We start from the raw sequence: 24,518 nt of genomic DNA on the forward strand, positions 1-24,518 counted from the left end.
CCACCCCCGCACCCCGATACGAAGCCTTCCCTGCGGTCTGAGGGTGGTTGTCAAGGCATCTTTCCCGCCTTGACAACCACCCTCAGACCGTCAGCACAATCAGCTTCGGGGTGCCCCACGCAACCACCCCCGCGATGTGCGAAGCACGAGCCGTCCAAAACGCCCCCAGCGATCCCAGCCCCACCAGCCGACCCATGGAATCATCACCCCCGGCAGCCGCAAGCCAGAACCAGGGGAGCAAGCATGACCACCGGCCGTTCAGCACCCGCTGAACTCAACAGCGGAATCCTCCCCGGCAACGTCCGAGCCGACGACTGGATCATGCTCGCCCTGGCCCTGATCTCCGCCGGAATGCTGGCCTGGCTCCTGATCAGCCCGCCCCCGTCGGACATCAGCCACTGGTTCTTCATCGCGGACTGCACCATCTGCGGCATCTTCTTCCTGGAACTCCTCCACCGCTGGCGCAAACAAGGCTGGCGAGCCGCCTTCCTGGCCCGAACCTGGTACGAAGTCTTCGCGATGATCCCCGTCGCGCACCCGGCCTTCACCGCGAACCACCACGTCTTGGGCGTAATCCTCCTGATCATCCGTCTGGGCCGAGCCGCCGACCGCGCCGTAGGCGAGCAGTTCACCTACCGCCTGGTCGACAAACTCTCCGAACCAATCGTCCGCGCCATCAAAAAGCCGGTCACGATCGCCGTCCTGGACGAGGTGGTCAAGGTGCTGGAAACCGGGAACTACCCAGAGAACCTGGCTAAATCCCTCAGCGAGAACAAGACCGAGCTGCGCGCCATCATCACCGAGAAGATCTCCGAGGACCCGCAGCTGGGCAAACTGCGCAGGCTCCCCTTCCACGACGAGATCGTCCGCGCCACCGTGGACACGTCCTTCCGCGTGCTGCTGGAAGTCCTGCTGGATCCGCGCATCGACGACTTCTTTTCCTCCGTCGTGCGCGACAACCGCGAACAGATCCGCCGTGCGGTCGCGCTCGGACTGGCCGATGTGGACGACTCGTCGGAGGAGCAGCTCCTGCGCACCCGCACCCAGCGCACTGCCGCGCACGAGTACGACGCCAACCATCCACGCGGTTGATCATCCATTGTGGACATACCTACCGTGCGCCGTCGCGCGCTGACTCTCCGTTGCGGCACAAAGTATTCGGGCTCGACGGCCGAGCGGTGAACCGTCAACCGCTGAAAGAGTGCACTGTGGTCGCGCGGTACGCGCATCGGCGCCTGGAGTAAGGTGAGAACTCTCGTTCCGTTGCTGCACAAGGGTTGTGTTGGCGCGAGTACGGGGCGTTCCCGCCGGTGCCGGGGCAGACTGGAGCCGGCGGGGAGGTTGAGCGCTGGTTTGGAGTCGTGGACGTGATTGATAGCGGGCAGCAGGTACGCAGGTGCCGTCGGCGGGACTGTGCGGAGGATTCCTTGTGGCGCGGGCTGTGCTCCGTGCACTGGAACCGCTGGCAGAGCGGCGCGGACGCGCTCGAACTTCCGGACGATGACGTTCCCCCGCCGCCCGCGCAGGTCTGGTGGCCGCCGGAGCGCTCGCACGCCCCGCTGAGCAGCCGGGTGCTGCCGGGGTCGTAACGGTTCCCAGCCGCGCCGGACACGGTCGGCGCGCGCCCGGTGACCTTGAGCCACCAACGGAGCCCGGTCCCCGAACGGGGGACCGTCGCCCTGATCGTGCTTACCGGCGCGAACGCGGGATGCGCGGCTCGTCCGGCGCGGCGAGCATCCGCACCAGCCGGCCCCGCGCCACTCGGTAGAGCAGATCGCCGCGGTCGTCCGCGACGACTCTGCCGTCGAGGTCCCGTCCGGTCGCTCGCACCACCACCTTGACCGCTTCGGCGGGCACTCGGCCCGCGAATTCCCCGGTCAGCCATGTGGTGACCTCGTCGGCCACCCGGCTTCGCACCGTCATCGGACACTCCCCGTCTCCGCTCGCGGGGCCGTTCGGGGCGGCCCCGGCACTGGTCCGACGGCCGCGCCCGCAGGTCGTGACGCGAAAACGCGGAGAAAGTCCTTCCCGGCGACGCGAGAAAACCCGGGAGTAGGTCACGCCCGGCTCAGGTGAGCGCGTTGCGCGCGATCACCTCCGCATACCACCGTGCGCTTCGCTTCGGCGTGCGCTGCTGGGTGCGGTAGTCGACGTGCACCAGGCCGAAGCGTTTCGCGTACCCCTCGGCCCATTCGAAGTTGTCCAGCAACGACCAGTAGAAGTAGCCGCGAAGATCCACTCCGTGGGAGAGCGCGGCGTGCGCGGCCCGCAGGTGCGCGTCGAGGAAGGCGATGCGCTGGCCGTCGGAGACCTCACCGTCGCGGAGCACGTCCTGGTACGCCGCGCCGTTCTCCGTGACGTACAACGGCACCGGCGGATAGTCCCGATGCACCTGCAGCAGCGATTCGGTGAGTCCGGCGGGCTGCACCTCCCAACCGGAATGCGTGCGCGGCGCGGCCGGGTCCGGGACGAAGTGCACCTGGTCGGCTCCCGGCCATTCCCGGCCCGCCAGGGTGCTTCCCGGCCGTGCCGAACCGGCCACCCGGTAGCCGCGGTAGTAGTTCACGCCCAGCCAGTCGATCGGCTTGCCGAGCACCGCCTCGTCGCCGTCGCGCACCACGGTGTCGAAGCCGAACCGGGCCAGGTCCTCGCGCAGGTCGGCGGGATAGCCGCCGCGCAGCAGCGGGTCGAGGAACAACCGGTTCTGCAGTCCGTCGATCCGGCGGGCGGCGTCGGCGTCGGCTGGGTCGTCCGGCGAGTCCGCAACGACCGGGTACAGGTTGAGCGTGATCCCGGACGGGGAGCTGGTGTGCTGCCGGAGCACGTCCATCGCCAGCCCGTGCCCCAGCAGCAGGTGATGCGCCGCGGCCACGGCCCCCTCCGGCGACGTCCGGCCCGGGGCGTGGACGCCCGAACCGTAGCCGAGCATCGCCGCGCACCACGGTTCGTTCAGCGTTGACCAGCTCGCCACGCGGTCGCCGAGCCGGGCTGCGACGGTCTCGGCGTACTCGGCGAACCGGTACGCGGTGTCGCGCGCGGTCCACCCGCCGCGGTCCTCCAGCGACTGCGGAAGATCCCAGTGATACAACGTCGCCCACGGCTGAATCCCTGCGGCCAGCAGTCGGTCGACCAAGCGGTCGTAGAACTCCAGTCCGCGCGGCTCCGGCTTGCCGTGCGGCAGGATTCGTGGCCAGGAAAGGGAAAACCGGTACGCGGTGAGCCCGAGCGATCGCATCAGCGCTACGTCGTCGGCGTAGTGGCGGTAGTGGTCGGCCGCCGGGTCGCCGGTGTCGCCGCCGACGACCGTGCCCGGGCGCGCGGCGAAGGTGTCCCAGACGGAAGCCTCGCGACCGTCGGAGGTGGTCGATCCTTCGACCTGGAAGGCCGCCGTGGCGGCGCCCCAGACGAACGCGTCCGGGAACGCGAGCACGTCGGGGATCGGCTGTGCGGACATGGTCACCCTTTCACGGCGCCTTGCATGATCCCGGCCACGATCTGGCGGCCGAGCAGGAGAAAGACGATGAGGATCGGAATCGTGGCCAGCGTGGTGCCCGCGAGCACCAGCGAATAGTCGACGTAGTAACCGCTTTGCAGCTTTTCCAGCGCCACCTGCACGGTCGGATTGCCCGCGTCGAGCACCACCAGCGGCCACAGGAAATCGTTCCAGGACGTCATGAACGTGAACATGGCGAGAATCGCCGCGGCCGGGCGGACGGCGGGAAGGCACACGTTCCAGAAGACCCGGATCATGCTGCACCCGTCCATGCGAGCGGCTTCGATCAGCTCGTACGGCAAAGCGTCCACTGTGTACTGCCGCATCCAGAACACGCCGAACGCGGTGACCAGGTTCGGCACGATCACCGACTGCAATCCGCCCGCCCAGCCGAGTTTCGACATCGCGATGAACAGCGGGATGATGCCGAGCTGGGTCGGCACCGCGAGCGTCACCACGATGAAGACGAACAAGCCGTTGCGGCCGCGGAAGCGCAGTTTGGCGAAGGCGAAGCCGGCCAGCGATGAAAACAGCACCGTGGTGAGCGTGACCGTGCCGGACACGAGGACGCTGTTCCCGAGTGCCCGCCAGAACGGCACGGTGTCGAAAACCCGTGCCGCGTTGGCGAAGAAGTTGCCGCCCGGCAGCAGCGGCGGGATCCGTTCGGTGAGCATTCCGTTGTCGCGGCTGGCCACGAGAAACGACCAGTAGAACGGGAACAGCGAGCCGAGCACGAAAACGATCAGCACGCCGTAGGTCGCCTTGCGCGGCTTGCCGAGGCGGGCCGCGCGCGCCCGCAAATCGAATTGCACGCTCATGTGCGCCTTCCCGCGAGCCGCCCGGTGACGAAGTAGTTGATCAGTGCGATCACGACGATGATCAGGAACAACACCCACGCGATCGCGGACGCGTAGCCGAGATCGAAATTCTCGAAAGCGGTTTGATACAGATACAGCGTCACGGTCTGGAACTGGTGGGTGGAACCGCCGTTGTTCGACCCGGGCATCGCGTCGAACAGCTTGGGCTCGGTGAAGATCTGCAGCCCGCCGATCGTCGAGGTGATGGTGACGAAGATCAGCGTGGGTTTGAGCAGCGGCAACGTCACGTGGGTGAAGCGGCGCACGGTTCCCGCGCCGTCGATCAGCGCGGCCTCGTGCAATTCCTTCGGAATGGCCTGCATGGCGGCGAGAACGATCAGCGCGTTGTAGCCGGTCCACCGCCAGTTCACCATGATCGCGATGGCGACGTGGCTGGCGAACCGGTTGGCCTGCCAGTCCACTGGGGACAGACCGAACGTCTGGAGCACGCCGTTGACGAGTCCGTACCGCGGGCCGAACAAGTTCGCGAAGATGATCCCGAGCGCCACCAGGCTCGCTGCGTAAGGCAGCAGAATGCCGACCCGCCAACTGGTCGCGCCGCGCAGCCGCAGCGTGAGCACCGCGGCGAGCAGCACCGCGATGATCAGCTGAGGCACGCTGGACAGCAGGAAGATGCTGACGGTGTTTTCCAGCGCGTGCCAGAACTGCGTGTCCGCGAACAGTTCCTTGAAGTTGTCCAGCCCGATGAAGTCCGGGTTGTCGTCGCCGGCTTTCCAGGAGAACAGCGACACGTACGCGGTGTACAGCAACGGGAACATGCCCACGACGGCGAACACGATGAAAAACGGCGCGACGTAAAGATACGGCGAGACTTTGACATCCCATCTCGCTAACCGGTCGCGGAGGCCGGGCCGCGCCGCGGTGTGCTGCCGCGTCGTGGCCCGGCTTTCCGGGGCAGTCTTGTCGGTGACAGTCATCGTCAGCGGGTGAGTTTCTTCGCGCCGTCGACCAACCGCTGCCAGCCGTCGGCGGCCGAAGCGCCCTGTTCCACCGATTGCAACGCGGGGCTGGCCACGTTTTCCTGAATCTGGCCGTCGTTCGGACCCTTGTACTGCGGCTTCGCCACCTTCTTCGCCTGCTCGGCGAACAATTCGCCGATCTTCGCGCCGCCGAAGTAGGCGTCGGTGGCGTTCAGCAGCTGCGGGCTTTCGAGTGCCTTCGCCTGGCTCGGGAAGTTGCCCTTGGCCTCGAACGCCTTGATCTGCTGCTCCGGCGCGGTGAGCCAGGCGGCCAGCTCAGCGGCCTCCCGAGGGTGCTTGCTCTGCGTCGGCACCGTCAGGTACGAGCCGCCCCAGTTGCCGCCTCCGCCGGGGAATGCCGCGGTGACCGCCCATTTGCCCGCGTTGTCCGGCCCGGCCTGTTCCTTGATCACCCCGAGCATCCACGCCGGACAAGCCTTAGTGGCGAACGCGCTCTGCTTGAATCCAGAGTTCCATTCGTTGCTGAACGCGGTGAGTTTCGCCGATTCGCCTTTCGCGACCGCGTCGGTCACCTTCGTCCAGGCGTCCTTGATGCCCTGGTTGTTCTCCACCGTGAGCTTGTCGCTGGTGTCGAGGTAGCCGACCGGCAGCTGGTTGACCATGGAGTTGAAGTTCTGCGCGGCCGAATCGAACCACGCCTTGCCGGTTTTGGCGGTGTACTGCGCGCCGGCCGCGAAATAGCTGTCCCAGGTCGCGAACAGCGGTTTCACCGCCTCCGGGTCGCTGGGCAACCCGGCCGCGGCGAGCAGGTCCTTGCGGTAGCACATGGCGAGCGGGCCGATGTCCGTGCCGTAGCCGATGAGCTTGCCGTTTTTGTCTTTGCCCGCCTCGTATTTCCACGAAAGCCACCGGTCCGGCGAAACGTCGGCGGGACCGATCTTGCTCAGGTCGTTGAACTTCGAGGACTTGCTGAGGATGTCCGACAGGTGGCCTTCCTCGACGGCCTGCACGTCGGCGAGTCCGGAACCGGCGGCGAGCTTCGTCATCATGTCCTGGGCGTACGGACCGCCCTGCCCGGTTTTGCGGTGGGTGATCTTGATGTTCGGGTGCAGCCGTTCGTACTCCGGGATCAGCGCCTCGTAGCCGAACTCCGTGAACGTCGCGAGCGTCAGCTCCACGTGCTCGTTCGGCCCGGCGGCCGCGGGCACGTCGTTGCCGCCGCCGCACGCCGCGGCGCTCACCGCGGTCATCGTGATGCCCAGTGCCAGCACCAGGCCCTTCCGGAACGTTGTCACCGTCGTCAACCCCTTGGAAGTCATTCTGGGAGCGCTCCCAGATGCCGACCGAGTGTGTTGCAGGTAACGAGGGATGTCAAGGCCGGAGTCTCCGGGAGCGCTCCCGGTCGGACGCCGTTAAGCTGAGCCCGATCAACAGTCAGGGGGTGGGCGGAGTGGTGCCTCGGTCCGAGGACGAGCGGCCGACGCTGGAGGACGTCGCGGCGTTCGCCGGGGTCTCGCGGTCCACCGCGTCGCGCGCGTTGAACGACGACGCGTACGTCAGCGCGCGCTCGCGCGAGAAGGTGCTGGCCGCGGCGCGGGATCTCGGGTATTCGCCGAACCAGGCCGCGCGCTCGCTCGTCACCCGGCGGACCGGCGCGATCGCGGTGGTGCTTTCGGAGCCGGAAGCCCGGCTGCTCGACGACCCGTACCGGACCGCGGTGATGCGCGCGGGCTACCGGGAACTGGCCGACGTCGGCTGCCAGATGGTGTTGCTTTTCAGCGACACCCGGGAGGATCTCGGGCGCACCGTGCGGTTTCTCGAGGGCGGGCATGTCGACGGTGTCCTCGTCTTCGCCCCGCACCGCGCCGATCCGCTGCCCCGGGCGTTGCGGTTGCTGAAGCTGCCCACCGTGTTCGGCGGACAGGCCGCCGATCTGCGCCGGGGCGTGCACCTGGTGGATTTCGACAACGAGGGCGGCGCCCGGCAGGCGGTGACCCACCTGGTGGAATCCGGCCGCCGCCGGATCGCGACCATCGCGGGCCCGCAGGATCAGGGCGCGCCGATCGACCGGCTCGCCGGCTGGCGCAAGACGCTCGTGGACGCCGGGATCGATCCGTCCGAGCTGGCCGAAGAAGCCGACTTCACCCTGGCCGGCGGCGCGAAAGCGATGGCCGCGCTGCTGGAGCGGGTGCCCGACCTCGACGCGGTGTTCGTCGGCAGCGACATGATGGCGGTGGGCGCGCTGCGCACGTTGTCGGACGCCGGACGCGACGTGCCCGGCGACGTCGCGGTGGTCAGCTTCGACGACAACGCCGCGCTGGCTCCGGCGATGACGCCGCCGTTGACTTCCGTGCACCAGGATCCGCGTGAGCAGGTCCACGCGATGGTCTCGACGCTCATGCGACTGCTGGACGGCGGGGACGTCGCGCCCGGTGCGCAGATCTTGCCGGTGTCGCTGGTCGTGCGCGAGTCCAGCTAGTCCCGCTGTTCCGGGACCCCTCCCAGCCGTCTCGCCCTACCTTCCGGGCATGGGAGCGAACGAGGGGCGCGGCCGGACCGCCGCGGCGCGGGTGCGGGAAGTCGCGACGCCCGAGCTGTACCGGCGCAACCCGTTCCGGATCGTCGGCCTCACCGCGGCCGCGACTCGGCGAGAGGTGCGGGAGCGGCGCCTTCGAGTCCTAGGGGTGCTCGAAGCCGGCGGCGCGGTACCGGACGGGGTGCCCGCGGACGCGACCGCCGACCAGGTGCGGGCCGCCTTCGACGCGCTCGGCAACACCGAACATCGGCTGGTCGACGAGGTCTTCTGGACCTGGGGCAGGCCCATCGATTGCGGATGCCCGCTCCAGCTCCACCAGAAGCACGACACCGCAGTCGCCACCCACGCGGCAGCGCTCGACGCGGAAGCCGGCCGCACCAACGACCATTCGAATCTATTGTGGACAGAAGCCGGACGTTGCTGGACGGTGGTTCTGCGGAGTGAATCGTTCTGGCGGCATCTGAACCACCGGGTCGAGAAGCTTGGCGACCGGCGGCTCGACGAATCCACTGTGGACGGCCTGCGGATCGCATTGCCGGACGCGCTGCTCGCGCCGTTGGTCGAATTAGCCGCGCGGTCGGCTGAACCGAAGCGGTTCACGGGGTATCTCGGTTTGTTCGGGGCTGATCGGCACGCAGTCGAGGACGCGCGGGCGGCTATTGCCGACGGGACGTATCGGCGGGTCGAGACATTGCTCAAAGACCTGCGTGGTGATTTGGACGGGCACCGGGTTCAGGCCGCCGCGAAACGGGCCATCGAAGAGACCGCGCCGCTGTTCTACCGCCTCGAAGAAGTTGTTCCGCGCGCGGAATTCCGGCGCACGGCGTCGCTTTCGGAGGCACTCGCGGTGGTGGCGAACAACATCGGGGTCGCGCTGGCGGAGGTGCGGGGCGCTTCCGCGGAGCTGGTGCGGGAGGTGTTCGCGGTCGCTCGGAGGTGCAGCCGCGATCCGGAGACCTTGGAAGCGGTGGCGCGTAACGAGGTCGCTGCCTCGACGTATGTCCCGAGCGAGCCGGTGGAACGGGAACCGTCGGCGGCTCGGGTTTTCGGCGCGCTCATGCACGCGGTGGCGGCGGCCGTGTTCCTGATGGTGAAACTCCCGGCGGACGCATTTCTGCCGATCATGTTTCTCGGCGCGGTTCCGGGGGCGTTGACGAACTGCTTTGTCGCGGCTCGGCCGTGGACCAAACCTGGGCGGTATCCGGCTCTGCTGGCGCTGGACGCGGTGGTCTATCTCGCGCTCAGTCTGATTGCTCTGCCGTATTGGGTGGCCGTCGCCGTCGCGGTGGTGCTGTTGTACGTCGCCCCGTTCGTTCGGGTGGAGAGAGGCCTGTGATGGGGAACCGGCGGGCGAGTGCGGAACTCAGCCCGGACGTTCACACTCGAAGTGCGGCCGAACGGCGCATGAACGCCACATACAACGCACCAGGCACGATCAGGCCGAGCAACCACGAGATGTCCGCGCCGCCCAGCAGCGGTGCGATCGGACCGACGAAGATGCCGTCGACGTTGGCGAACGGGATCTGCACCGCGATCCCCAGCACGTAAGCGGTCAGCGCGGGCCAAGCCCAGCGCCCGTAGCGCCCATTCGGGTCGTAAAGCGCGTCGAGGTCGTACTTCTCCTTGCGCAGCAGATAAAAGTCGACCAAGTTGATCGAACTCCACGGCGTGAGAAAGTACAGCAGAAAGTCGAGGAACAGCACGAAGTTCGACAGGAACTGCCCGCGGCCGAGGATGGCGATCACCGCGCCGACCACGCCGACTCCCGCGATGTAAGCGATCCGCGTGGCCTGGGAAAGCGCTGCGCGTCGACCGAAACCGGTCAGCGCGGTCGCGACGGTCATGTAGCCGCCGTAGATGTTCAGCACGTTCACCGTGAACTTGCCGAGCGCGATGGCCAGCAGCAGCGGGATCAGCAGCGCTTCGCCACCGAGGCCGACGACGTACGCGACTTCGTGGCCCTTGAACGCTTTCCCGGCGATGGCGTACGCCATCGCACCGAACGACATCGCCCACACCGCGCCGAGCACCGTGCCGCCGTACGTCCACCAGAACGTCGCGCGCACCGACGTCGCCGACGGCAGGTAGCGCGAGGTGTCCGCGACGTACGGGCCGAAGGTGAGCTGCCAGGACGCGGTCAGCGAGATCGCCAGCAGGAACTTCGGGAAGTCCAGGTGCGGCGCGGCGAGCACGGCGCCGAGGTCGTGTCCGCTGATCAGCCGGATCGTCAGGTAGAGGAAGACGACCACGGACAGCGCGGACGCGAGCCAGCCGAACCGGTGGATCAGCCGGTACCCGACGATCGCGATCAGCGCCGAGGCGAGTGCGTAGACCGCGATCGCGGCGTCCGTCGGCAGGTGCGTGATCTGGGCGACCGCCTGGCCGCCGAGCAGCGAACCGCTCGCGAAATAGCCGAGGTACATCACCACGACGAGCACCAGCGGGAGCGCCGCGCCGTACACGCCGAACTGCGCGCGCGACTGGATCATCTGCGGGATGCCGAGCTTCGGCCCCTGCGCGGCGTGCAGCGCCATCGGAATGCCGCCGAGCGCGTTGCCGAGCACGACCGCGACGATCGCCCACAGCGGATGCACGCCGACCAGCACGGTCAGCGCGCCGGTGACCGCCGACGTGATCTGCGTGTTCGCGGCGAACCACAGGCTGAACAGGCTCCGCGGATGCCCGTGTCGCTCGGACTCGGGCACCGGGTCGATCGAGCGTCGCTCCAATGTGGCCGCCACGTGCCCCTCCTGCGGATCTTCGGTGAATGCGCTGGACGAACTCAACGTCAGCGCGGCCCGGTCGGCCAAGTAGCCGCCGGATGATTGTGTCTCGGATCCCAGACCCTGACTGGCTGTCAGCGCCTGGCAGCGGACTGCCAGCGAAGTGTGCGGCCGGTGCCAGGCAAGCCCGCCACTCTTCGGAGGTCACCAGCCAACCGGGGAGAACAATGCAGACTCCAGTCACCATCATCGGCGCCGGCCTCGGCGGACTGACCCTGGCCCGGGTCCTGTACCTGCACGGGATTCCGGCCACGGTCTACGAGGCCGAGCCGTCGCCGATGTCGCGGTCCCAGGGCGGACTGCTCGACATTCACGACTACAACGGCCAGCTCGCCGTCGAGGCCGCCGGTCTCATGGACGAGTTCCGCGACCTGATTCTCGAGGGCCGCCAGCAGATGCGGATCCTCGACCCCGACGGCACCGTCCTGCTGGACCATCCCGACGACGGCACCGGCGGCCGTCCCGAACTGCTGCGCGGCGAGTTGCGGCAGATGCTGCTCGACTCGCTTCCGGACGGCGTCGTCCAGTGGGGCCGGAAGGTCAGCGGCGTCCGCACGGTCGCCGACGGACACGAGGTTTCCTTCGCCGACGGCACTTCGATCGTCGCGAAGCTGCTGGTCGGGGCGGACGGCGCGTGGTCACGGGTGCGGCCTCTGCTGTCCGACGCGGTGCCGGAGTACATGGGGCTGGCTTTCGTCGAGACCTACCTTTACGACGCCGACACCCGGCATCCGGCGACCGCGAAGATCGTGGGCGGCGGCGGAATGGGCTCGCCCGGGCCGGGCCGGCGCATCATGGTCCACCGCGAACGCGACGCCCTGCACACCTACGCGATGCTGAACAAGCCGGCGGAGTGGTTCGACGACCTCGCCCGCCTCGACACCTCGGCCGCTCTCGCCCGGGTCGCGGCCGAGTTCGAAGACTGGGCGCCGGAAATCCGCGAGCTGATCTCCGGCGGCGACACCGCGCCGATCCTGCGCAAGCACTACCGGCTGCCGGGCGTGCTCCGGTGGGAGCGGACCCCCGGGGGTGACGCTGATCGGCGACGCGGCGCACCTGCAGGGTCCGAACGGGGAAGGCGCGAACCTGGCCATGCTCGACGGCTCCGACCTCGCCGAACTGCTGGCCGCGCACCCGGACGACGTCGAGACCGCGCTGGCCCTGCACGAGGAACGGATGTTCGCCCGCGGCGAGGAGGTCGCCGCCGAATCCGCGGAGATGGTCAAGCGGATCACCGCCAACCACGGCAAGGACACCGCGAAGGCCGTGGCCGACGGGTTCCGCCGGATGCTAGCCAAGAAGCGGGAGCCCGCGGTGCGGTGAACGTCCGTGAGGGGAACCCTCAGGGACTCTGAGTCCCTCAGGGTTCCCCTCACGGACGTCAGCGCGAAACTCAGGCTCCGGCCAGGCGGTGCGCTTTGAAGAACTGAAGGATCACCGGAGTGGCGTCGATCGCGGTAGGGGTGTCGGAGTCGTTGTTCGGACGCGTGCTCGGCCAGACGTGCCCGGCCCCCTCCACCCGGTAATGCACCAGCGAACAGCCGGGCCACCACTGCTTCACCACATTGTGCACCGGAGAAACCGAGACGGGGTAAGGGAAACACCGGTCGCGCGCGGCCCAGCCGGACAACCAGTCCGGAATGGACGGAAGCCCCTTCGCCGGATTGCCGGTGTACGGAATGGTGGTGTCGGCCGTGCCGTGGAAGTCGAGCAAGGCGACCTTCCGGCTCGGATGGCAGGCACCGCCCTGGGGGTAGAACGCGCCGGAAACCGGGGCGAACGCGGCGATCCGGTCGGCCATCCGGCACGCCAGCACGCCGACGAAGCCGCCCCCGTTCGACTTGCCCGCCGCGTAGATCCGCGCCGGGTCCATGCACATCCGTTGCTGCAGCGAGGTAAGCAGGTCGCCGGTGAACCGGACGTCGTCGACCGGGGCCGAGTAGGGCGCGCCGGTCCAGGCGGATTTGCCGTCGGTGCCGGTGACGCCCTGCGGGTACACCGCGATCACGTCCGAGCCGGAGAAGCCGGACAGCTCCTCCTGGTACTCCGCCGTGCGGCCGTGCCCGTGATAGGAGAGGACGACCGGATACTGCCGGTGCGGGTTGTAGCGCGCGGGCACGTAGATCCGGTACTCGCGATCGATCCCGCCGGACGTCAGATGCTCGACAGTCGTGGTCCCGGCACCGGCCACCGCCTGCCCGCATCCGGTCGTCGGCACTGCCCCGGCCGCCGAGGCCGGCGCGGCGAGCAGCGCCCCGAAACCCATCGCCGCCGCTAACACGGCAACGCCTGCACGGAAACGTCCGGACATCCGATCCTCCTCGATCGACGGGCGAGCGCGACCATAGTCACCCCGGATCGGCCCCGGACGAACCTTTCGTTCATTGAGTTAACGGCTAGGCTCGCTGGGGTGACGGACGCGGAAGAGTCCTCTGCCAACCGCATCACCGGCGGCCAGTTCGACAAGGTCGTGATGGCCGGGGCGGTGCACGGCGACATCAACGTCGGCCGATCGGGCGACAGTCCGGCGGATCTGGCCGACCCGCTCATCGCCTCGGTCCGGCTGCAACCCGGCGGAACCCTGGCCGACCTGGTGCTGGACACCGATCCGCCGCAGGTCGCGGTTCCCGGCGGGACCGTCCACATCATCACCGTGGAAGCCAGAACGAACCGCGCCGTCGTCCTGCAAGCCGCGCGGGTAGTCGTCGTCTCGCGGACCCCTCCGCGCCCGGCCTGCCTGCAGGTCCGGATCGGCGGGCTCCTGGAACCGCGCCCGTTCACGACCGATTTCGACGCCCCGTCGCCCCGGCTGGTCGCGCAGGGCCCGGATTTCCCGTTCACCGTCAGCGCGACCGACATCGAGCAGTTCGAGATCGAACCGATCACCACCACCCACGAGGTCGCGTGGCGCCTCGAAGTGGACTGGACCTGCGCGGGCCGCCATGGCACCACCGTCATCGACAACCAGGGCGAGCCGTTCCACGCGTACCCGGTCCCCGCGCTCTTCTCCGGCCGCTCGCATTCGGTGCTCAGCTCCGGTTGCGACCTGTTCCACGAACGGGGCTGTCCGGCCACCCTGCTGGCGGGCGCCCCCGCGTCGCTCTGGGATCAGCAACAACCGCCGCCGTATCCCGTGCTGCCTCCGTTCTCGGCGGCCGAAATCCCCTTCGACCTGGACCTGGACCCCGACCTGAAGGAGTCGTGGCCCGAATACCGCCGGGTCGCGGTAGCCGTCCGGATGGCTGCCGCGGAACCGGACTTTCACAGCCACGAACCGCCGGAATACCGCGCACTGCTCATCCGAGTACTGCGCTACCTCTTCGTCTCCGGCCAAGCCCACCCCGGTGCCGCGCTAGGTCGCATCCTGCACGCCGAATGGACCGCAGCACTCGGCGAAGACCACCCGGACACCCTCGCCGCCGCCAACCGCCTAGCCGGTTGCCTGGTCGGCACTACTGATTACCCGGAGGCGCGCAACCTGCTGGCCGACCTCCTGCCCAGGGTGAGCCGCGTCCTGGGCGAGGACGATCCGCTGACGCTGACCGTCGCGAGCAACCTCTGCGTGGCGTACATGGGGCTGAACGAATACGAACGCGCCCGCGAGCAGACGGAGGACGTCCTGGTCCGAAGCCGCCGCGCGTTGGGTCCGGACGCGTTGGGCACCCTGCGGACTACCGGCAACCTGGTCCAGATCCACCTCCGCCTCGGTGACCGAGCTTCAGCCCTTGCGGTGCTGGAAGACCTGCTGCCGAGGTGCCGAAGGGCGCTGGGGGAGGACCATCCGCAGACGGTGAGCGCCGCTGCCACCTTGGCTCAGGTCTTGGCGCAGGAGGACTGAGCCGAGGTCAGGATTCGCCTTGCCGCAGCGCGCTTTCCGCCGCGGTGGGGTGGGTCCGGACCTATGCCTGCGGCGGGATCGACCGGGATCAGCGCGCGAAGTCCGAGCGCCGGGCCGACGGCGGTGCTGGCCTCTTCTTCCGGCGAGGTCATCCAGGCCAGATTTGCCCCGGTCCGCTCCGCGAGAGCGAGCAGAGCGCCCCCGTGCGGGTCTCAGCCGCGAAAGGGTTCAGCGGCCCGTCCACGTCGAGCAGCAGAATCTGCTTCACGCCAACTGAGGTCAAGGACGACAAAACCCCTTACCCGCCAACACCCGCTCCACCGAAGCCGTCACCTGCGCCGAGGACAGCTCCCCGCTCTGCACTGCCCGCTGCAGTCGATCCACCACGGCCCCCACGTCGTTGTGCCCGGAGGAGAACAACGCCTGGTCAGCCCCCGCCTGCAAAGACTTCAGCACCGCGTCCGGCAACGCGAACCGGTCCGTGATCGCCTTCATCCCGCCCAGATCATCCGTGATCACCGGCCCAGTGAAGTGGAACTCGTTGCGCAGCAACCGATACGCCTCCGGTGCCAACGACGCCGGCTCATCCCCAGTCAGCCCCGGGACCTCAAGGTGTCCCACCATCACCCCGACCTGCCCGTACTCCGAAATGTCGCGATAAGGCACCAGATCAACCCGCCGCAGCTGGTCGAGCGGCGGCGTGACGACGGTTCCGCGGTGCGAGTCGCCGGATCCGTGGCCGTGGCCCGGGAAATGCTTCAACACCGGCTGCACCCCGCCCGCGCGCAGGCCCTCGGCGAACGCCAGCGCGTACTGCCGCACCTTTTCCGGGTCCGGGCTGTACGAACGGTCGCCGATCACCGCGTCGTCGGGTTCGTCGCTCACGTCCGCGTCCGGTGCGTAGTCGACCGTCACCCCGCGTGCCCGCAGTTGCTTGCCTCGCTGCTCGCCGATCGCGCGCACCTCGTCCGGCGTCTTCGAGGCCGCCAATTGCCGGGCGCTCGGGAGCGAGCCGTCGAGGTCGTCGATGCGCTGCACCCGGCCGCCCTCCTCGTCGACCGCGACCGAAACCGGGATCTTCGCCGCCCGCTGGACGCCGTCGAGCGCGCCATTTTGCAACAGCGTGGTCTTTTTGTCTCCCACGAAGATCCCGCCGACCTGCTGCGTCCGCACGAGGTCCGCGACGGCCGCCGGGTCACCCGCGTTGACGCCCGGCACCACCAGTTGCGCCACTCGCGCCCGCGGATCCATTCCCGCCACCGCCGACGCGCACGACAGTTGCCCCGGCACAGTCTGCGAAGGCGAGGTTGACGCAGGTGGAGCGGCTTGCGGCGAACTTCCCGCGCTTGGCGCTGTGAGCGGGGTGGGCGTTGCTGTTCCGGAAACGGAACGTTCCCCGGAACACGCGGAAAGCGCACATATGAGCGTCAAGCCGCTGACGGCGCCTGCGGTGATCCAGCGGGGTCGTGCGTGCGCCTTCATCGTTTCCTCTGCATGTCCGGACAGGTCCCCGTGACGGTAACCGAACCCCACCGGCGGGCCCAACTTCACGCTGTGAAGAATGAGCGCGTCCCGACTAGAGATTTCGTGAAGCCGCGGTGGGCACACTGCTGGAACACGACAGGCAAAGGCTCTGCACCGGGGAGGCAGCGATGAATCAGGTCAAGGTTGCGGCATGGGCTTCGGACCCGATCACGCTCGCGGGCCTCATCGATCATCTGCGCACGCGCCGCGAGGTGCGGGTGATGCCGGGCCAGCAGCGCGGTGAAGCGGCCGTGCTCGTGTTCGCCGCGAACCGCGTCACCCGCGAGGTGAAGGCGGCGCTGCGGGCAGCGGCCTCGGAGACGCCCGCGGCCATCGTGTTCGTCGCCGGATACGTCGACGCCGACGATCTGGCCGAGCTGGCCGCTTGGCACGTCGCCGCGGTGCTGCCGCGCGACGCGATCGGCGGGGACCAGCTGGTGCGCAGCATCGTGGCCGCCGCCTCCGGGCGCGAGACCTCGATGCGGGATCTGCTGCAGCAGGCGGAGACCCTGCGCCGCAACGGCGACCGCACCACTCTGTCTCCGCGCGAGGTCGACGTGCTGCGGCTGATGGCCGAGGGCTGGGACACCGCGGAAATCGCGAACAAGCTCTGCTACTCGGAGCGGACCGTGAAGAACGTGATCTACGGCATGACGAACCGGCTCAAGTTGCGGAACCGTCCGCACGCCGTCGCCTACGCGCTGCGCGCCGGAGTGATTTAAAGGATGCTCACCACGTGCGAAAGCTGACCCGGCGCCCGGCCGTTGCCGCGCTCGCCGCCGCATTCCTGTTACTGGCGGCCGCGTGCGGTTCCTCCGCGTCCTCGGGAAAGATCACGCTCAGCGTGGCGACCTTCGGCGAGTTCGGCTACGCGCCGCTGTTCGAGCAGTACCAGAAAGACCATCCCAACGTCGAGATCCGCAGCCGGGTCACCGATTTCGACACGCATTTCAAGAGCCTCGCCACGCAGCTGGCGGCCGGTCGCGGAGCAGCCGACGTCGTCGCGGTCGAGGAGCAGTACATCCCGAAGTACATCCGGGCCAAGGACAAATTCGTCAACCTGGCCGAATTCGGTGCGGACAAGCTGAAACAGCAGTGGGCGCCGTGGAAGTGGGCACAGGGCACCGCGGGCGATTACGTCTTCGGGCTCGGCACCGACATGGGCAGCCTCGCGATGTGCTACCGCCGGGATCTGTTCCAGCAGGCCGGTTTGCCCACCGACCGCAAGGCCGTCGCGGAGCTGATGCCGGACTGGGCTGGTTACGCGAAGGCCGCCGCCCGATTCACCGAAAAGCTGCCGAAGGTGAAGTTCGCCGATTCGGCGGGCACCGTCTACACCGCGATGCTCAACCAGTCGCCGGAGAACTACTTCTCCGCCAAGGACGATTCCTACATCGCCGACAAGAACCCCAGCGTGCGCAACGCGTTCCAATTGTCCGGCGGTCTCGCACAAGCCCGCGAAACGGCCGGCGCGACCACGTACACGCAGGCCTGGAACGTCGCGATCAAACAGGGCAGCTTCGCGACCATCGCGTGTCCGGCGTGGATGCTCGCGCAGATCAAGGAAGCCGGCGGCGACGCGGGCAGCGGCAAATGGGACGTCACGACGGTGCCGGGCAACAGCGGTAACCAGGGCGGTTCCTTCCTCGCCGTGCCGAAGCAGAGCGCGCACCCGAAGGAAGCCTACGATCTCGCGCAGTGGCTGACCGCGCCCGCACAGCAGAAACGGCTTTTCCTTTCCGACGGAATCCTGCCGAGCGAACCGAGCGTCTATCAGGATCCGCAGGTCGTCGCACACACCGACCCCTATTTCTCGAACGCTCCGGTCGGCCGGATCTACGCGGCGTCGGCGGAGAAGCTGCGACCGAATTACCGCGGCCTGCACGACGCTGACGTGCGTCCCGAATTCGGCCGCGCGCTCGGCCGGATCGAGGACGGGACCGAGAACGTCGAGCAGGCGTGGGCCGACGCGGTCCGGATGGGCCGCGACGCGATCAAGTAGCTGTCGTGGACCGGAAGCTCACCCCCTACGCCTTCATTCTGCCGTTCTTTGTCCTTTTTGGAGTGTTCGGCGCGTTCCCGCTGCTGTACACGTCGTGGGTTTCGCTGCACCGGTGGGATTTGCTTTCCGGCCAGGAAGGCGGCCTCGGCTTCTCCAATTACGTCGAGCTGTTCGGTGATCCGCGGTTCTACAACGCGCTTTTCAACACCGTCAGCATCTTCCTGCTCGCCGCGATTCCGCAGTTCTTCCTGGCGCTCGGCATCGCTGCCCTGCTGAACCGGCCACTGCGCGCGGCGACCTGGTGGCGGGCCGGGCTTTTACTGCCGAACCTGGTGTCCGTGGTCGCGGTTGGGCTGGTGTTCGCGCAGCTGTACAGCTCGGGCTACGGCGTGGTCAACGAGGTGCTCGGCTGGTTCGGGGTGCCGCCGGTGTCTTGGCAGTCGCACCAATGGTCGTCGCATCTCGCGGTGGCGAGCATGGTGATGTGGCGCTGGACCGGCTACAACGCGCTGATCTACCTGGCCGCGATGCAAGCGGTGCCACAGGATCTGTACGAGGCCGCCGCACTCGACGGCGCTTCGCGATGGCGGTCGTTCTGGTCGATCACCGTGCCCGGCATCCGGCCGACGATCGCCTTCACCGCCGTCGCAGGCACGGTCAACGGGCTTCAATTGTTCGCCGAACCACAACTGTTCGACGCCACGGGAAACGGCGGCGCAGGTGGCAACGACCGGCAATTCCAGACCCTCACGATGTATCTGTACGAAAAAGGCTTCGGCAAATTCGACGCCGGATACGCGGCGGCCTTGTCGTGGGTGATGTTCCTGATCTGCCTGGTGTTCGCGGTCTTCAACTACCGGCTGGTCCGCCGGTTCGTGGGTGCACCGTGATCCGCCGGGGCCGAGCCGGGGCCTGGGTGTACGCGGTCCTCGTGGGGCTGGTCGCCGCGTCGCTATTCCCGCTGTACTGGTCGTTCGTCGTGTCCACTCGGGACAACGCGGCGATCGGCGAGACCTCGCCCCTGCTGCTGCCCGGCGGCCACCTCTTCGACAACATCCAGCGCGTCTTCACCACCGTCGATTTCTGGCTGGCGATCGGCAATTCGCTGATCGTCGCGACGACGGTGATGGTGTCCAATGTGGTCCTGTCCAGTTTCGCCGGGTTTTCCTTCGCCCGGCTCCGGTTCCGCGGCCGCAACACGCTGTTCCTCCTGGTGGTCGGTTCGGCGATGGTGCCCGCCCAGCTGGGCGTCGTCCCGCTTTACCTGGTGGTGAGCGACTTCGGCTGGTACGGCCGCCTCGAAGCGGTGATCGTGCCCGCGCTGGTGAGCGCGTTCGGCGTGTTCTGGATGCGCCAGGCCTGCGAGGGTTCGATCGACCAGGACCTGGTCGACGCGGCCACTGTGGACGGAGCGTCGGTGCTGCGCACGTTCTGGCACGTGGCAGTTCCGGCGATCCGTCCACAAGCGACTGTCCTGGCCATGGTGACCTTCCTCGGCGCGTGGAACGACTACTTCTGGCCGTTAGTGGTGCTCGATCCGGCGCAGACGCCGACCGTGCAAGTGGTCCTGTCTCAGCTGGCCAGCGGCTACTTCACCGACTACGCCTTGATGCTGACGGGGGCGACGCTGGGCGTACTGCCGGTGATCGTGCTGTTCCTGTTGCTGGGGCGGAACCTGGTGCGCAGCATCTCCACTGGGCTCAAGACCTCGTGAGTGCTAATACCGGTTAGAACCGGCATAGGCACTCACGAGACGTAACGCCCGAAGAACCCGGCAATGGCCCCCCGCTGCACGCCGATGCTCACCCGAGGATCGATCGTCCCGATCCGCGTCTGCTGCACCTTCGGATCGACCGGCACCCGCTGCGCCAGCTTAGGCAGGAACCACTGCACATCGGTGTAGCTGTAGTGCATCGCCGACGCCAAGGTGATGTCCTGCTTCGGTGCCGAAGTGCGCTCCCACAACGACTTCCAAGCCGGTGACGTCCGATGACTACGCGCCTGACCGTCGCTGGTGCTCCCGGACGACCCCATCAACAACACCGGCCGCGACACCCCCTCCGCGCCAGCGCGAGTGAGCTGCTTGCCATCGACGTCATAAGCGAGCCAACCGTCCAAATCGGCCACAGCGTCCACCCGAGAGTCCACTGTGGATACCTCAGCAGCGGTATCCCCACCGAACGAATGCCCGATCGCCCCGACCCGGCTCAGATCCATCGACTGCCCGAGCCCCGGAATACCCGGCAACCGATCAAGAGTGAACCGGACATCCGCGACCCGCGTGCGCATCCCCGCGACCAGGCCCTTGCTCTGCTGAGAGAACACCACGCGCCCGTCAGGAAACACGACGAACGGCGCCTCACCGGTGTGGTCGATGGTCACCACGATGTACCCGCGGCTGGCGAGATCCTCGGCCGTCGCGCTGCCCAGCGCCCGCAGCGAAGCCCAGCCCGGCGAGTACACGACCACCGGCCACCGACCCTGCACCGGCGCGTTCGCCCGCGCGTGCGTCTCGACGGCCGCCCAGTCGACCTTGCCGGTCGGCAACCCCAGAGCCGGTGCCGCACCCTGATCGAAGTACGGCGCGGCCTTAGCTGACAGATATCTCGCCTTCGGGCCAGAACCGGGCCGAGTGGGGTACCAGACGCTGATCATCAGCTCCCGGTTCCGCGCCTGGTCGACGAGGTGGACGTCGCGTTCGCCGATCGCGTGCGGTCCGGACGGGGTGGGAAGCTCGAAGGTGACCGCGGAGTCAGCCGCGGCGGGCGCGGCGCCCAAGGCGGTGACGAGTAGTGCGGCGGCGAGGACAGTTCGGAAGCGCATGCCGGAACTCTGCCGGTTTGCCCGGGATGCCCGCGCCTGCCGATCGGCCTCAGCGACCCCCGACTTTCGTCAACCCGTCCGTCGCGCCACGGTGGTCGCCAGCTCGCTCCGCGACGGCGCGTCCAGCTTCCCGAGCAACCGCACGACGTGCGCCTGGACCGTCCGGCGCGGAATGCGCAGCTCCGTCGCGATCTCCGGATTGGACCGGCCAGCGGCGACGAGCCGGGCGATCCGGACTTCCAGCGTCGACAGCGATTCCCAGCCGTGCTCAGGCCGCGCCGACGCCAGCGAAGCCCCGCGCTGCACGCCGAACGCCTGCAACCGCGTCTCGGCGTGCTCCAGATTCCACGCTGCCGAAAGTTCGGTGTACAGCGAGGCTGCCTCATCGAACGCGGCCTGCGCGGCGTCCAACCGGCCGACCCGGGCGAGTAGCACCGCCGCATCCTCCAACGCACTGGCCAGCTCCGGTTTCCGCCCCACCGCGCGGAAATGCTCCACCGTTCGCAGCACCGGCTCCGGATCCTCATCCAGCAACCCGCGACACCATTCAGCGGCCGCGAACGCCCGCGCCGGTTCGAGTTCCTTCTCCGCCTCTTCGACGCACACCGCCAGCGCCCGCTCCGCCGCGGCTCGGTCGCCTGCCGCCAACGCGATCTGCGCGAACTGCGGCAACCACTGATGCCGCAACATCATCTGCGCGTACGTCGGGTTCAGAATCGGCTCGAACACGGTGATCGCCTTCTGCAGATCACCTCTCTGATAGGCGACAAGCGCGTGCGCGGCAAGCAAAAAGTCGAAACTTTCCCGCTCGGCACTGGTCGCGGGCGCGTGTTCCTCCGCCGCGTCCAGCAGTGCAGCCGCTTGTGCGCGTTCACCCCGCCGCGCCGCGATGAGCGCCGCGACCCCGTGCAGCAGCAACGCCGCGGCACCCGGTTCGCGCAGGCCGAAGAAGGTGATCGCCGGACCGTCCTCGGTGACGGTGTCCAGCTCCACCAGCGCTTCGTCCCACCGGCCTTCCCAATACCGGTGCACCGCGACGGAAACCTGCAGCCCGCTCGGCATGCTGTGCCGCCGCGTCACCTCGGCGGCCTCCTGCAGCGTGCGGTTCGCGTCGTCCAGCCGGTCGAGGTTCTGCAGCGTGAAGACGCGGTTGTCCAGCAGATCAAGGTGCAGATCGGCCAGTTCGTGCTCGTCGCCGACGGCCGCGAGCGCCTCGTCGACGTGTTTCAGTGCGCTGGCGTGATGCCGCCGCACGGAATCGACCAGCCACAACGTCTGCAGCGCGTGGGCGGTGAGATAGCCGTCTCCGTTCGCCTCGGCCCGGGCGCGATGCGCGTTCTCCTCCGCGACATCGAGGTCGTCGAGCCCGCCGCGCCGGAAGTTGGCGAGCAGATGGCGACCCCGGACCCGCCACAGCTCCGGAACTCCCGGGTCCTCCGCCGGATTCCCGAGCGTCTCCACCGCGAGCTGCGTGTCGCCCCGGCGAAACCGCATCGCGGACACCACGTGCCGCATCTCCGCGGCGTGGTCCGGATCGCGAGACATCTCAAAGGCTTGCAGCGCAAGCTCTTCCGGACTCCGTTCGAGCCGGAACAACACCCGCACCAGCGCGACCAGCAACGGTTCGCGGCGCGGATCGTCGTCCTCGATCCCGGCCAGCGCGCGCTCCAGCAGCTCGACCGCGATCAGCGGGGCCCGGTTCGACACCGCGCTCTGGTGCTCCACCAGCCAGTCCAGCACCCACGGGTCCACAGTGGACGGAACGGCCACGAGCTGCTCGGCGACCCGCTTCACCGGCGCGCCGATCTTGGCCAGCGCTTCGGCGGCCTGCCGATGCTGCGCGGCCCGGGTTTCCGGCGGCAGATGGTGGTACAACGTCTGGCGCAGCAACGGAAGCCGGAACGCGAGCTGGGTTCCGGTGTCGAGCAGGATGTTGTCCGCCACGGCCGCTTCGAGCGGTCCGAGCAGGTCCGACGGCCGCTGTCCGAGCACCGCCGCGATGTCGCCGACCCCGAACTCCATGCCGAGGATCGCGCCCCAGCCCAGCACGTGCCGGGTCTGCGCGGGCAGCAGCTCCAGCCGCCGGTTGACCGCCGCGACGATCGACTCCGGCGGCTCGAACCGCAGCGGATCCGGGACGTCGGCGAGCCCGTCGCGCTGTTCGACCGCGCCCGAGTGCACCAGCGCGTCCAGCATTTCCTTGAGGTACAACGGATTGCCGCCGGCGCGCGCGGTCAGGTCCCGCAGCCGCGGTCCGGGGTCAGCGCCGATCTGCCGCTGCAGCAGGCACAGGACGTCGTCCTCGCCGAGCGGGCCGAGGTCGAGCACAACCCCGTCGCGCGTCTCGACGCCACGGCGCAGCTGGGTCATCTCCGGCCGCTCCGGTGCCGGTCGCGTCGCGGCGACCAGCAGCAACGGCAGCTGCCGGGCGGCCGCGGACAGCCGATGCCACACCAGCACGCTCGACTCGTCCGCCCATTGCAGGTCGTCGACCACGAGCAGCAGCGGCGATTCGGCGCACAGTTCGTCGACGAGTGCCAGCAGCCGGTCGACCGAATCCAGCACCGGGTCGCCGACCCGCCGCACCGGTTCCTCGCTGCTCAACGCGACGCGCGCCCGGCGTGGATCCGGCGAATGCGGGTCGATCGCCAGGCATTCGTGCATGACCTGCAAGGGAAACCGCATGCTCAGCTCGTCCGCGGTGACCCAGGCGACCTGCAGGCCACCGGCGTCGCCGAACGCGTGCGCCAGCAGTTCCGACTTCCCGATCCCGGCTTCGCCCTCGATCCACACCGCCCGGCCCCGGCCCGCGCGGACCCCGTCGAGCAGCTGGTGCAGCTTGCCGACCTCGGCTTCCCGGCCGAGCAACGGATCCCGCGGCGCACGCACGACCGGCTCGGGCATCGCCGGTCGCCGCAGATCCAGCGCCGGGTCCTCGGCGAGCACGCGCTGGTGCAGATCGCGCAGCCCCGGCCCGGGCTCCACGCCCAGCTCCGCGCGGATCGTGCTGCGCGCGTCGCGGAACACGTCGAGCGCGTCGGAATGCCGTCCGCTGCGGTAAAGCGCGAGCATCAGCGACGCCCGCAACGATTCGCGCAGCGGATACTCGGCGGTGAGCGCGGTCAGCTCGGCGATGATCTCCTGATGGCCGCCCATTTCCAGCCTGCTGCGGGCAGCGCGGTCCAGCGTGTCCAACCGCAGCTCAGCCAGGTAAGCGCGATGCCGCTCGGCGAAGTTGCCGGGCACCCCGGACAGCGCTTCGCCGTGCCACAGCTTGAGCGCAGCACTGAATTCGGCCACCGCCCGGTTGTGCGCCCCGGCCTCGGCCTCGCGTTTGCCGTCTTCCCGGTGCTGCTCGAACTTCGCCGCGTCCAGCGCTTCCGGCGCGAGGTCGAGCGTGTAGCCGGTCGGGCCGGACCCGAGCACGGTCGACGCGGACCAGCGGGTGCGCTCGGGCTCAAGTGCGCGGCGCAGTCCGGAAATATACGTGTGCACGCTGCCTTCGACACTGGCTGGCGGCGACTCGCCCCACACACCCGCGATCAGTTCGGCGCGCGGCACCGGGCGTCCGGCAGCGACCGCCAGCATGGCGAAGACCGCCCGCTGCCGCGCGGGCCCGAGCGAGATTTCGGTCGTCCCGCGCCAGGCGCGCAGCGGGCCGAGCACCGTCACCCGCAAATCCCCTGGCATGCCGTTCCATTCGCCGTGTTGACCGAGTTTA

Annotated in this window: 19 protein-coding genes and 1 pseudogene; 10 read left to right on the forward strand and 10 right to left on the reverse strand. The window is 68.5% G+C overall.

The annotated features are described in order from the left end of the window. Positions 1-243 precede the first annotated feature (243 nt). Complete coding sequence (locus D0D37_RS20210) at positions 244-1,092, forward strand: ion transporter (protein WP_116202122.1); 849 nt, start codon at positions 244-246, stop codon at positions 1,090-1,092. Positions 1,093-1,448: 356 nt separating this feature from the next. Then, complete coding sequence (locus tag D0D37_RS48010; RefSeq protein ID WP_244223586.1) at positions 1,449-1,589, forward strand: hypothetical protein; 141 nt, start codon at positions 1,449-1,451, stop codon at positions 1,587-1,589. 100 nt (positions 1,590-1,689) lie between these two features. On the opposite strand, the gene D0D37_RS20220 is transcribed toward D0D37_RS48010, so the two are convergent. The 5 genes from D0D37_RS20220 to D0D37_RS20240 all read right to left on the reverse strand — a co-directional run bounded on the left by D0D37_RS20220 (position 1,690) and on the right by D0D37_RS20240 (position 6,610). Further along, positions 1,690-1,923 (reverse strand): hypothetical protein, encoded by a 234-nt coding sequence (locus D0D37_RS20220; protein WP_116202124.1) that lies wholly within the window; start codon positions 1,921-1,923, stop codon positions 1,690-1,692. Between the two features lie 145 nt (positions 1,924-2,068). Further along, positions 2,069-3,454 carry a GH1 family beta-glucosidase gene (locus tag D0D37_RS20225; protein WP_116202125.1) on the reverse strand — a complete coding sequence of 462 codons (1,386 nt, stop codon included), beginning with the start codon at positions 3,452-3,454 and terminating at the stop codon, positions 2,069-2,071. 2 nt (positions 3,455-3,456) lie between these two features. Continuing rightward, positions 3,457-4,311: a carbohydrate ABC transporter permease gene (locus D0D37_RS20230; RefSeq protein ID WP_116202126.1), complete on the reverse strand. Its 855-nt coding sequence runs from the start codon at positions 4,309-4,311 to the stop codon at positions 3,457-3,459. Continuing rightward, positions 4,308-5,288: a carbohydrate ABC transporter permease gene (locus D0D37_RS20235; RefSeq protein ID WP_116202127.1), complete on the reverse strand. Its 981-nt coding sequence runs from the start codon at positions 5,286-5,288 to the stop codon at positions 4,308-4,310. The genes D0D37_RS20230 and D0D37_RS20235 overlap by 4 nt, the downstream gene beginning before the upstream one ends. Before the next feature lie 2 nt (positions 5,289-5,290). Then, on the reverse strand, positions 5,291-6,610 hold the full coding sequence (locus tag D0D37_RS20240) for an ABC transporter substrate-binding protein (RefSeq protein WP_425266957.1): 1,320 nt from the start codon (positions 6,608-6,610) through the stop codon (positions 5,291-5,293). 131 nt (positions 6,611-6,741) lie between these two features. On the opposite strand from D0D37_RS20240, the gene D0D37_RS20245 reads away from it, so the two are divergent. After that, the gene (locus D0D37_RS20245; protein WP_162834347.1) at positions 6,742-7,770 is read left to right on the forward strand and encodes a LacI family DNA-binding transcriptional regulator; all 1,029 of its coding nucleotides are present in this window, start codon (positions 6,742-6,744) and stop codon (positions 7,768-7,770) included. Positions 7,771-7,819: 49 nt separating this feature from the next. After that, positions 7,820-9,163 (forward strand): hypothetical protein, encoded by a 1,344-nt coding sequence (locus D0D37_RS20250; protein ID WP_116202128.1) that lies wholly within the window; start codon positions 7,820-7,822, stop codon positions 9,161-9,163. A gap of 40 nt (positions 9,164-9,203) precedes the next feature. Here the strand turns inward: D0D37_RS20250 and D0D37_RS20255 are convergent, their stop codons facing one another. Further along, positions 9,204-10,568, reverse strand: a complete 1,365-nt coding sequence (locus D0D37_RS20255; protein ID WP_116202160.1) for a purine-cytosine permease family protein — start codon at positions 10,566-10,568, stop codon at positions 9,204-9,206. Positions 10,569-10,777: 209 nt separating this feature from the next. Here D0D37_RS20255 and D0D37_RS20260 point away from each other — a divergent pair. Further along, positions 10,778-11,933 (forward strand): annotated as a pseudogene (locus D0D37_RS20260) (FAD-dependent oxidoreductase). Positions 11,934-12,003: 70 nt separating this feature from the next. Here D0D37_RS20260 and D0D37_RS20265 read toward each other — a convergent pair. After that, the gene (locus D0D37_RS20265) at positions 12,004-12,921 is read right to left on the reverse strand and encodes a CE1 family esterase (protein ID WP_116202129.1); all 918 of its coding nucleotides are present in this window, start codon (positions 12,919-12,921) and stop codon (positions 12,004-12,006) included. Positions 12,922-13,020: 99 nt separating this feature from the next. Here D0D37_RS20265 and D0D37_RS47460 point away from each other — a divergent pair, with 99 nt between their 5' ends. Next, entirely contained in the window at positions 13,021-14,448 is a 1,428-nt protein-coding gene (locus D0D37_RS47460) for a tetratricopeptide repeat protein (RefSeq protein ID WP_208720054.1), read from the forward strand. A gap of 279 nt (positions 14,449-14,727) precedes the next feature. Here the strand turns inward: D0D37_RS47460 and D0D37_RS20275 are convergent, their stop codons facing one another. After that, on the reverse strand, positions 14,728-15,699 hold the full coding sequence (locus tag D0D37_RS20275) for a glycoside hydrolase family 3 N-terminal domain-containing protein (protein ID WP_208720055.1): 972 nt from the start codon (positions 15,697-15,699) through the stop codon (positions 14,728-14,730). 401 nt (positions 15,700-16,100) lie between these two features. On the opposite strand from D0D37_RS20275, the gene D0D37_RS20280 reads away from it, so the two are divergent. From D0D37_RS20280 to D0D37_RS20295, 4 genes are read left to right on the forward strand one after another with little or no spacing between them, the layout of a single operon-like run. Continuing rightward, positions 16,101-16,694, forward strand: coding sequence for a helix-turn-helix transcriptional regulator (locus tag D0D37_RS20280; protein WP_116202131.1), 594 nt, complete (start codon positions 16,101-16,103; stop codon positions 16,692-16,694). 14 nt (positions 16,695-16,708) lie between these two features. After that, a complete protein-coding gene (locus D0D37_RS20285) occupies positions 16,709-17,974 on the forward strand; it encodes an ABC transporter substrate-binding protein (RefSeq protein ID WP_116202132.1) in 1,266 nt (421 codons plus the stop codon). Positions 17,975-17,979: 5 nt separating this feature from the next. After that, entirely contained in the window at positions 17,980-18,864 is an 885-nt protein-coding gene (locus D0D37_RS20290; protein WP_167493551.1) for a carbohydrate ABC transporter permease, read from the forward strand. Beyond that, a complete protein-coding gene (locus D0D37_RS20295; protein ID WP_162834349.1) occupies positions 18,864-19,688 on the forward strand; it encodes a carbohydrate ABC transporter permease in 825 nt (274 codons plus the stop codon). The genes D0D37_RS20290 and D0D37_RS20295 overlap by 1 nt, the downstream gene beginning before the upstream one ends. Before the next feature lie 32 nt (positions 19,689-19,720). Here the strand turns inward: D0D37_RS20295 and D0D37_RS20300 are convergent, their stop codons facing one another. Both D0D37_RS20300 and D0D37_RS20305 read right to left on the reverse strand, forming a co-directional pair. After that, positions 19,721-20,797 carry an alpha/beta hydrolase family protein gene (locus D0D37_RS20300; protein ID WP_116202135.1) on the reverse strand — a complete coding sequence of 359 codons (1,077 nt, stop codon included), beginning with the start codon at positions 20,795-20,797 and terminating at the stop codon, positions 19,721-19,723. Positions 20,798-20,866: 69 nt separating this feature from the next. Next, the gene (locus tag D0D37_RS20305) at positions 20,867-24,487 is read right to left on the reverse strand and encodes an ATP-binding protein (protein WP_208720056.1); all 3,621 of its coding nucleotides are present in this window, start codon (positions 24,485-24,487) and stop codon (positions 20,867-20,869) included. Positions 24,488-24,518 lie beyond the last annotated feature (31 nt).

Source organism: Amycolatopsis circi (assembly GCF_003385235.1).
Lineage (GTDB): Bacteria > Actinomycetota > Actinomycetes > Mycobacteriales > Pseudonocardiaceae > Amycolatopsis > Amycolatopsis circi.

Excerpts from the sequence above, each read along its gene's own strand:
- D0D37_RS20210 (WP_116202122.1), top strand. The coding sequence starts at position 244 with ATGACCACCGGCCGTTCAGCACCCGCTGAACTCAACAGCGGAATCCTC.
- D0D37_RS20220 (WP_116202124.1), bottom strand. The coding sequence starts at position 1,923 with ATGACGGTGCGAAGCCGGGTGGCCGACGAGGTCACCACATGGCTGACC.
- D0D37_RS20225 (WP_116202125.1), bottom strand. The coding sequence starts at position 3,454 with ATGTCCGCACAGCCGATCCCCGACGTGCTCGCGTTCCCGGACGCGTTC.
- D0D37_RS20230 (WP_116202126.1), bottom strand. The coding sequence starts at position 4,311 with ATGAGCGTGCAATTCGATTTGCGGGCGCGCGCGGCCCGCCTCGGCAAG.
- D0D37_RS20235 (WP_116202127.1), bottom strand. The coding sequence starts at position 5,288 with ATGACTGTCACCGACAAGACTGCCCCGGAAAGCCGGGCCACGACGCGG.
- D0D37_RS20240 (WP_425266957.1), bottom strand. The coding sequence starts at position 6,610 with ATGACTTCCAAGGGGTTGACGACGGTGACAACGTTCCGGAAGGGCCTG.
- D0D37_RS20250 (WP_116202128.1), top strand. The coding sequence starts at position 7,820 with ATGGGAGCGAACGAGGGGCGCGGCCGGACCGCCGCGGCGCGGGTGCGG.
- D0D37_RS20265 (WP_116202129.1), bottom strand. The coding sequence starts at position 12,921 with ATGTCCGGACGTTTCCGTGCAGGCGTTGCCGTGTTAGCGGCGGCGATG.
- D0D37_RS20275 (WP_208720055.1), bottom strand. The coding sequence starts at position 15,699 with ATGGATCCGCGGGCGCGAGTGGCGCAACTGGTGGTGCCGGGCGTCAAC.
- D0D37_RS20280 (WP_116202131.1), top strand. The coding sequence starts at position 16,101 with ATGAATCAGGTCAAGGTTGCGGCATGGGCTTCGGACCCGATCACGCTC.
- D0D37_RS20300 (WP_116202135.1), bottom strand. The coding sequence starts at position 20,797 with ATGCGCTTCCGAACTGTCCTCGCCGCCGCACTACTCGTCACCGCCTTG.
- D0D37_RS20305 (WP_208720056.1), bottom strand. The coding sequence starts at position 24,487 with ATGCCAGGGGATTTGCGGGTGACGGTGCTCGGCCCGCTGCGCGCCTGG.